Source organism: Sphingomonas sp. (assembly GCF_019749955.1).
Classification (GTDB): domain Bacteria; phylum Pseudomonadota; class Alphaproteobacteria; order Sphingomonadales; family Sphingomonadaceae; genus Sphingomonas.
On sequence record NZ_JAIEPC010000107.1, the window covers coordinates 1 to 8,246 of the forward strand.

General features: G+C 65.8%; 9 protein-coding genes. 8 read left to right on the forward strand and 1 reads right to left on the reverse strand.

What is annotated here, in order from left to right; genetic code table 11:
• The coding region (locus tag K2W81_RS15580) for a pitrilysin family protein (RefSeq protein ID WP_366932272.1) at positions 1 to 1,385 on the reverse strand (1,385 nt) is incomplete at its 3' end.
• Positions 1,386 to 1,626: 241 nt separating this feature from the next.
• On the opposite strand from K2W81_RS15580, the gene K2W81_RS15585 reads away from it, so the two are divergent.
• From K2W81_RS15585 to tgt, 8 genes are read left to right on the forward strand one after another with little or no spacing between them, the layout of a single operon-like run.
• Positions 1,627 to 2,535, forward strand: coding sequence for an aspartyl/asparaginyl beta-hydroxylase domain-containing protein (locus K2W81_RS15585; RefSeq protein WP_294106170.1), 909 nt, complete (start codon positions 1,627 to 1,629; stop codon positions 2,533 to 2,535).
• A 54-nt stretch (positions 2,536 to 2,589) separates the two neighbouring features.
• Positions 2,590 to 3,162, forward strand: a complete 573-nt coding sequence (locus K2W81_RS15590; RefSeq protein WP_294106194.1) for a NifU family protein — start codon at positions 2,590 to 2,592, stop codon at positions 3,160 to 3,162.
• 21 nt (positions 3,163 to 3,183) lie between these two features.
• Complete coding sequence (locus K2W81_RS15595) at positions 3,184 to 3,777, forward strand: malonic semialdehyde reductase (RefSeq protein ID WP_294106173.1); 594 nt, start codon at positions 3,184 to 3,186, stop codon at positions 3,775 to 3,777.
• 59 nt (positions 3,778 to 3,836) lie between these two features.
• Positions 3,837 to 4,874, forward strand: coding sequence for a tRNA preQ1(34) S-adenosylmethionine ribosyltransferase-isomerase QueA (gene queA / locus K2W81_RS15600; protein WP_294106175.1), 1,038 nt, complete (start codon positions 3,837 to 3,839; stop codon positions 4,872 to 4,874).
• 2 nt (positions 4,875 to 4,876) lie between these two features.
• Positions 4,877 to 5,404: an EF-hand domain-containing protein gene (locus tag K2W81_RS15605; protein WP_294106178.1), complete on the forward strand. Its 528-nt coding sequence runs from the start codon at positions 4,877 to 4,879 to the stop codon at positions 5,402 to 5,404.
• Positions 5,401 to 6,069, forward strand: coding sequence for an HAD hydrolase-like protein (locus tag K2W81_RS15610; RefSeq protein ID WP_294106181.1), 669 nt, complete (start codon positions 5,401 to 5,403; stop codon positions 6,067 to 6,069). Before K2W81_RS15605 ends, K2W81_RS15610 begins: the two co-directional genes overlap by 4 nt.
• Positions 6,070 to 6,073: 4 nt before the next feature.
• Complete coding sequence (locus K2W81_RS15615; RefSeq protein WP_294106184.1) at positions 6,074 to 7,036, forward strand: cation diffusion facilitator family transporter; 963 nt, start codon at positions 6,074 to 6,076, stop codon at positions 7,034 to 7,036.
• The gene (tgt, locus tag K2W81_RS15620; RefSeq protein WP_294106187.1) at positions 7,033 to 8,163 is read left to right on the forward strand and encodes a tRNA guanosine(34) transglycosylase Tgt; all 1,131 of its coding nucleotides are present in this window, start codon (positions 7,033 to 7,035) and stop codon (positions 8,161 to 8,163) included. Before K2W81_RS15615 ends, tgt begins: the two co-directional genes overlap by 4 nt.
• The last annotated feature ends 83 nt before the right edge of the window (positions 8,164 to 8,246 follow it).

Sequence of the window (8,246 nt, forward strand, 5' to 3'; positions counted from 1 at the left end):
CGCTTGGTCGACGCGAGCAAGGCCGCGGGCGAGAACATGCCCTTTTCGCGCGCGCCGAGGAAAATGTCATAGGCGGTTTGCGCGGTCGTCACGGTTTCGCGAATGTCGAGCGCCTGATCGAGATCATCGGCCTGTTTGGCGCCTGCCTCGGCAGCAGCAGTGTCGACCTGCGTCTTGAGCGCGCGGTCATATTCGCCGACTTCGCGGTCGATCTCGGCCTGCGATGCCGGCTTGGCCTGCGCATCGGCTATGGCCGCGCGCACATCCTTCAGCGCGGCCGCCCAATCGTCGCCAATCGGTAGCACTTGCACGAACGTCCCATTGGCCGAGCGCGAGACATCGTCGAGGCTGACATTGGCGCTGATGAAGCTGCCGCCGTCGCGGGCCCGCGTTTCGAGCCGCCGGTTGATCAACCGCAGCGCCATCGTGTCGACCATGCGCTTCTGGTTGAAGATCACCGTGTCGTCCCGGTAGGTCCAGGGTCGCAGCACGGCGAACGAGACGAGCGCCGGGATCGAGGCTTCGGCCACGGCTTTTGCGGGTTGCGCGGTGGGTGCGGGCTGACCGAAATCGGGATCGGGCGGGTTGACGCCATTGCCCTTCCAGTCGGCGAAATTCTTGGTGATCAAGCGTTCGAACAGCGCCGGATCAAGGTCGCCGACGACGATCACGATGGCGCGTTCGGGGCGATACCAGCGATCGTGGAACGCCTTCACCGAGGCGGCAGTCGCGGCCTCAAGCGTCTTGATCGTGCCGATCGGCGAGCGCTCGGCGAGCGGCTGGCCGGCGAAAAACGCGCGACGCAACGCGTCCGAAAAGCGCGACTGCGCGCCGGGCTGTTCGCGCTGCTCGGCGAGCACCACCGGGCGCTCAGCATTGAGCGTTGCCGACGTGATCAGCGGTTGCGCCATCATGCCCGACAAGATGTGCAAGCTCTCGTCGAGCCCTTGCTCGGTCGCACTGGGCAGGTCGAGCTTGTAGGTGGTGCCAGTGAACCCGGTCTGCGCATTGGTATCCGAGCCGAACGTCGTCCCCAGCCGCTGCCAAATCCGCTTCGCTTCGCTGTCGGCGACATAGACCGAGCTGCGAAACGACAGATGTTCGATCAGATGGGCAAAGCCGCGCTCGCTCTCGCGTTCGAACAGCGACCCGGCTTCGATCCGGATACGCACCGCGACCTGGCCCGGCGGCACACCATTTTTGCGGATCGCATAGCGCAAGCCGTTGGGCAACGTGCCGAAACGCCAGTCGGGATCGGGCGTGATGTCGCTGCCCTTGTAGAGCCAGCCGGGTTCCGTGGACGCCGCGGCACTCGATTGTTTTGACTGAGTCGCTTGCGAAACTTTTTGCAGTGCAGCGCTATTGACCGGCGGCGAGGACGCCACATCTGATGCGATGGCGGGCACCGTCAGGGCCAAGGCGATGAAGAGCGGGAGCGAGCGAAGGCGCTGGGCCAAAGGGATATGCATCACGATTGTGTAGCGATAGCCGTGCGGTAGCGCCAGCCACCGATGTGTCGCCTGACGCACGTTCAGCGCAACAATGGCGAAGCATGATTGGGCCGGATTTTGCCATCATTTGGACCCAAGCGGGCGCTAGCGATGATGATTGGCCGAGGGACCGGCCGTGCGACAAACGGCGACGGCGTGGTGCCAGATCGACGGAAAGGGCGGATCAATGGGTGTTGAAACCAAGCGGCCAGTAAGCGACTCTCCGCGCTGGACCGGCGCTGAGGCACCGGCTGGCATGGTGCCCGATTTGACGGTCATCTCCGGCGCGCCCGCCGCAGGTGCCCCGATGGTGGCCGAGCGCAACCGTCCGCTGTCGATCAAGCTGGGCAAGGCTGTGCGCGGCCTCTTCGACCGGCTGATCGGCTCGTCCTCGCTGGTCCCCAACACGCCAGTGCTCGACGTGCGCGACTTCGCCTGGACGGCGATCCTGCGCGACAATTGGCACGCGATTCGCGAAGAAGCCGAGCGGGTTGCCGTCCGCCGTGAGGCAGTGCCGTCGCTCGCGACGATCTCGCCCGATCACCGCTCGATCGCCGAAGTCGACAAATGGCGGTCATTCTTCCTGTTCGGCTATGGCTATGCGATTGAGGAAAATCTGGCGCGCTGCCCGCGCACGGCCGACGTGATTGCGCAGATTCCGGGCTTGAACAGCGCCTTTTTTTCGATCCTCGCGCCGGGGACGCATATCCCTGACCATCGCGGCGTGACCAAGGGGCTGATCACCTGCCATCTCGGGCTGGTAGTGCCCAAGGACGGCGACGTACGGATGCGCGTCAAGGACCGCATCGTGCGATGGGCCGAGGGCGAGACCTTGGTGTTCGACGACACCTATCGCCACGAAGTTTGGAACGACACGAGCGGCACGCGCGTGGTGCTGCTGATCCAGTTCGAACGCCCGCTGCGCCAGCCGGGCAAGTGGTTCGCCGATCTGTTTCTGGGTTTTGTGCGACGCTCCGCCTTTGTTCAGGAAGCGCGCGAGAATCTGCAAAGCTGGAACGCCGCGATCAAGCAGCTCGACGGCTGATTCCAAAGACGGGCGCGGGGTTGAACCGCCCGCCAGCGCCCCCACATGCACGTCATGCTGATCGAAACCGAAACAACGCCCAACCCCGCCACGCTGAAATTCCTGCCGGGTCGCACCGTCATGGACAGCGGCACGCGCGATTTCGCTACACCAGAAGCGGCCGAGGCATCGCCGCTCGCCGACGCGCTATTCGGCTTGGGCGATGTGACCGGCGTGTTCTTCGGCTATAATTTCGTATCGGTCACGGCGGCACCGGGCACCGACTGGGCGGCGCTCAAGCCCGATGTGCTCGCCGTGCTGCTCGATCATTTCTGCGCCAATATGCCGCTTTTTCGCGCGGGTGCCTCCGCCGACTTCAGCGTGCCGAGCGAGCATGAGCTGACCGATGATCCCGCCGATGCCGAAATCATCGAACAAATCCAGGATTTGATCGCGACGCGTATCCGTCCTGCCGTGCAGGGGGACGGCGGCGACATTGCGTACCGCGGGTTCGACAAGGGCAAGGTGTTCCTCAGCATGCACGGCGCCTGCGCCGGCTGCCCCAGTTCGGCGGCGACGCTGAAGAACGGCATCGAGCAATTGCTGCGCTATTATGTGCCCGAAGTGACCGAAGTCCGCGCCATCTAACCATCGATTGGGGGTAAATTCATGGGCGAGAAGCTGGCCGACGCCGCGCTCGATACGATTTTCCGCGCCGCACGCACCGCCAATGGCTATACCGACGCGCCGTTCACCGCAGCCGACGCGGAGGCCGTCTGGGAGCTGATGAAATTCGGTCCGACCTCGGCCAACCAAATGCCCGCGCGGCTCGTCTGGTGCTTGTCGACCGAAGCCAAGGATCGGCTCGCCGCGCATGCGAGTGGCGCGAACGCCCCCAAAATCCGCGCCGCGCCCGCCGCCGTCGTGATCGGCATGGACGAAGATTTCCACGAATATCTGCCCGAACTTTTCCCGCATGCCGATGCGAAAAGCTGGTTCGAAGGCAATCTGCCGCTGCGCCAGCTATCGGCGATGCGCAATGCGTCGCTGCAGGGCGCCTATTTCATCGTCGCGGCGCGCGCCCTCGGCTGGGACGTCGGCCCGATGTCGGGGTTCAACAACGCCACCGTCGACGCCGACTTTTTCGCCGAGACGCCGCACGTGAAATCGAACTTCATCGCGACCATCGGCATTGGCGATCCGGCGACGATTTTCCCGCGCTCGCCGCGCCCGCCATTCGCAAAGTTCAATCAAATCGCCTGAAAATCGCTTGCTCCGGCCGCCCCGCCGCCGCATGGGCGCGCGCTGCTGAGGAGTGATGCGTGAAAGTCGACCTGTTCGATTTCGAATTGCCGAATGACCGGATCGCACTGCGTCCGGCCTCCCCGCGCGATTCGGCACGCATGCTCGTGGTCGAGGGCGACGCTTTGCGCGACGCCAGCGTTCGCGACCTGCCGGCCAGCCTGCGCCCCGGCGATCTGCTCGTTTTCAACGATACCCGCGTCATTCCGGCGCAACTTGAAGGCCGACGCGGCGATGCCAGGATCGGTGCGACGCTCCACAAGCGCGAGGGCCCACGGCGGTGGCGGGCGTTCGTCCGCAACGGCAGGCGGCTGCGCGCAGGCGATGCGATCGATTTCGGCCAAGGCGTCATCGCCACTGCCACCGACCGCGCCGAGGATGGCAGTTTTGCGCTCGATTTCGCGGGCGATGAACCGGTCGAGCTGTTGCTCGAACGCGCAGGCACCATGCCGCTGCCGCCCTATATCGCCGCCAAGCGCGCGATCGATGAGCGCGACGCCGATGATTACCAGACGATGTTCGCCGCCGAAAAAGGCGCTGTGGCAGCACCGACGGCTGCGTTGCACTTCACGCCCGCACTCATGGAGTCGCTGTCAGCAGCGGGCATCGACCATACCACGCTGACGCTGCACGTCGGCGCCGGGACTTTCCTGCCGGTCAAGGCCGATGACACCACCGACCACAAGATGCACGCCGAATGGGGCCGCATCGACCCAGCGACAGCCGACCGGATGAATAACGTCCGCGCCAACGGCGGGCGGGTGATCTCGGTCGGCACCACTTCGCTCCGCCTGATCGAAAGCGCGTGCGGCGACGACGGCATTGTCCGCGCATTCGAAGGCGACACGTCGATCTTCATCACTCCCGGCTATCGCTTCAAGGGCATCGACGGGCTGATCACCAATTTTCACTTGCCGCGCTCGACCCTGTTCATGCTCGTGTCGGCGCTGATGGGGCTGGAGGTGATGCAGGCGGCCTATGCCCATGCCGTGCTTTCCGGCTATCGCTTCTACAGCTATGGCGATGCGTCGCTGCTATTGCCGACGCGGAAGGATTGACGATGCGCTTGACCCTATTTGCAGCGCTTGCGCTGATCGCCGCCCCGGCGGCGGGGCAGCGCGTCCCGGTCGGCGGGTCGCCCGATGCGTCGCGCCCGCCCAAGGAACAGCCGCCGACGGCGACGATCATGGCCGAGCCGGTCGCCGTGTTCATCGGCGCCTGCGATGCCGATGGCGATGCCCGCGTCACCCGCGCCGAGCTCGCCGCCTGCGCTGCGAAGAGTTTCGCGAGCATCGACAAGGACGGCAAGGGATCGGTCGGTTACATCCAGTTCGCCGATTGGGCCGAACGCTGGCTCGGCGATCGTAACGCCCTGCCGAGCCCTTTCGACACGGATACCGACAACGACGACCGGATCACGCTGGCCGAGCTGAAGGCGCAGCTCGACAAGACCTTCACGCGGCTCGATCGCGACAAGGACGGGGTGCTGGTGCGCAGCGAATTGCTGACGATCGACGGCACGCGCGGGCTCGGCGGCCGCAACGGCCCGGGCGATCGCGGGCCGCGCGGCGGGCCACCGCGCCAATGACCGGCGGCGACGCAACGCCGGGATCCCCGCGCTACAAAATGGCGATCTTCGATTTCGACGGAACGCTGGCGGACAGTGGCGACTGGTTCCTGTCGATTGCCGACGACGTCGCCGAACGCTTTCGCTTCCGCCGGGTGCCGCAGGAAGAGATCGAAAGCCTGCGCGGCCACACCACGCGCGAAGTGATCCGCTATCTCGGCATTCCGCGCTGGAAGCTGCCAATCATCGCGCGCCACCTGCACAAAAGGCTGGCGAGCGAGACGCACAAGATCGCGCTGTTTGAGGGCGTCGAGCCGATGCTCGAAGCGCTTCAGGCGGCGGGCGTCCGCCTGGCGCTGGTGACGTCGAACGCGGAGGACAATGCGCGCGCGATCCTGGGACCCGAGATTGTCGCGCGCTTCGAGCAGATCGAATGCGGCGCATCGCTGTTCGGCAAAGCGCCGCGCTATCGCCGGGTGCTGCGCCGCGCCAAGCTTGGCGCCGCTGACGTGCTGTCAATCGGCGACGAGACGCGCGACATCACCGCCGCGCGCAAGGTCGGCATCGACGCGGGCGCGGTGATGTGGGGCTATGCCCGCCGCGATGCACTGACCGCGCTGGCGCCCGCCGTGACGTTCGAGGCGCCCGGCGACGTGGTGACAGCGGTGCTGGGTCAGACGAGCTGAGCCGATGGGCCAGGGCCATCACCACCATGATCACGGGCACGGGCACAGTAACGGGCACAGCCACGCGCATGGGCACGCGCATGGGCACGGCGACGCTACCGATTTCGGGCGGGCGTTCGCGCTCGGGGTCGCGCTCAATCTCGGCTTTGTCGGCGTCGAATTGGTGTTCGGGTTGCTGGCGGACTCAGTGGCGCTGCTGGCAGACGCCGGGCACAATCTGTCCGACGTACTCGGGCTGGTCGTCGCCTGGGGCGGAGCCGCGCTGGCCCGCCGCCCCACCTCCCCGCGCTTCACTTATGGGCTGCGCAAGACGACCATCCTGGCCGCACTCGCCAACGCCCTGTTCCTGCTGTTCGCGTGCGGCGGCATCGCCTGGGAAGCCGCGCGCCGCTTTGCCGAGCCGCCGCATGTCTCGGGCGGGCTCGTGATGGCGGTCGCCGCCGTGGGCATCGCCGTCAATGCCGCAACCGCCTGGCTATTCGCGAGCGGGCGCCACGGCGATATCAATGTCCGCGCCGCCTATCTCCATATGCTGAGCGACGCCGCCGTGTCGGCCGCCGTGGTGGTCGCGGGGGGGCTGGTGCTGCTGACCGGCTGGGCGTGGATCGACCCCGCGACCAGCTTGGTCGTGGTCGCGGTGATCCTTTGGGGGACCTGGGGTTTGCTGCGCGATTCGGTGAACATGGCGCTCGATGGCGTGCCGACATCGGTCGATGCCAAGGCAGTCGATGCGATGCTGCGGGGCCTGAACGGCGTTGATCGGCTCAACGATCTGCATATCTGGCCGATCAGCACCACCGAAGTCGCGCTGACGGTGCGGCTGGTGATGCCCGGCGGACATCCGGGCGACACGTTCCTGCACGATGTCGCGCACCGGCTGCGGCATGATTTCCGGGTCGATCATGCGACGATCCAGATCGACCTCGACGGTGCCAATCCCTGTCTGCTCCACGGCGCGCCGGCATGACCGCGCGCTTCGCCTTCACCATTGCCGCCACCGACGGCAAAGCCCGCACCGGCAGCATCGACATGCAGCGCGGCACGATCCGCACGCCCGCCTTCATGCCGGTGGGGACCGCCGCCACGGTCAAGGCAATGAAGCCGCAGGATGTGCGCAAGGGCGGCGCCGATATCATCCTCGGCAACACCTATCACTTGATGCTGCGCCCGAGCGCCGAGCGGGTGGCGCGGCTGGGCGGCTTGCACGGTTTCATGGGCTGGGACCGCCCGATCCTGACCGACAGCGGTGGCTATCAAGTGATGAGCCTCGCTGACCTGACGACGCGCTCGGAAGCGGGCGTGACATTCAAGAGCCACCTCGACGGCACGCGCCATACGCTCAGCCCTGAACGCTCGATCGAAATCCAGCGGTTGCTCGATTCGGACATCATTATGGCCTTCGACGAATTGGTGCCGACGACGGCGACGCGCGATGTCCAGCATGCCGCGATGGCGCGGTCGATGCGCTGGGCCAAGCGGTCGCGCGACGCTTTTGACGCGGGCGGGGAGCATGCGACACGCGCGGCAATCTTCGGCATTCAGCAGGGCGCGCTCGATCAGACGATGCGGCATGAATCGGCGCAGGCGCTGATCGACATCGGTTTCGACGGCTATGCCGTCGGCGGGCTCGCGGTCGGCGAAGGGCAGGAAGCAATGTTCGGCTGCCTCGATTTCGCGCCCGATCAACTCCCCGCCGACAAGCCGCGCTATCTGATGGGCGTCGGCAAACCCGACGACATCGTCGGCGCGGTCGAGCGCGGCATCGACATGTTCGACTGCGTGTTGCCAACGCGCAGCGGCCGCACCGGCCAGGCCTTCACTCGCGCCGGACCGATCAATATCCGCAACGCCAAATTCGCCGAGGATCAGGGGCCGATCGACCCGAGCTGCGCTTGCCCTGTGTGCGGCACCTGGAGCCGCGCCTATCTCCACCATCTGGTCCGCGTCGGCGAAATCCTCGGCGCGATGCTGATGACAGAGCATAACTTGTTCTTTTATCAGGCGCTGATGGCCGATTTGCGTGCCGCGATTGCCGAGCGACGGCTCAAGAGCTTTGCTGATGCGTTCAGAGTGGCTTATGCCCATAAACAGTAGAGGAGTAGCCCGATGAGCGATCAACCCAAGGATATGAACGAGATCGAAGCCGCCGCGCACGCCGCCAAGCGCGTCGCCGCCGC

What these genes read in the sequence shown, in the direction of transcription:
- K2W81_RS15590 (WP_294106194.1), top strand. Translation starts at nt 2,590, where the DNA reads ATGCTGATCGAAACCGAAACAACGCCCAACCCCGCCACGCTGAAATTC.
- K2W81_RS15615 (WP_294106184.1), top strand. Translation starts at nt 6,074, where the DNA reads ATGGGCCAGGGCCATCACCACCATGATCACGGGCACGGGCACAGTAAC.
- tgt (WP_294106187.1), top strand. Translation starts at nt 7,033, where the DNA reads ATGACCGCGCGCTTCGCCTTCACCATTGCCGCCACCGACGGCAAAGCC.
- K2W81_RS15595 (WP_294106173.1), top strand. Translation starts at nt 3,184, where the DNA reads ATGGGCGAGAAGCTGGCCGACGCCGCGCTCGATACGATTTTCCGCGCC.
- K2W81_RS15605 (WP_294106178.1), top strand. Translation starts at nt 4,877, where the DNA reads ATGCGCTTGACCCTATTTGCAGCGCTTGCGCTGATCGCCGCCCCGGCG.
- K2W81_RS15610 (WP_294106181.1), top strand. Translation starts at nt 5,401, where the DNA reads ATGACCGGCGGCGACGCAACGCCGGGATCCCCGCGCTACAAAATGGCG.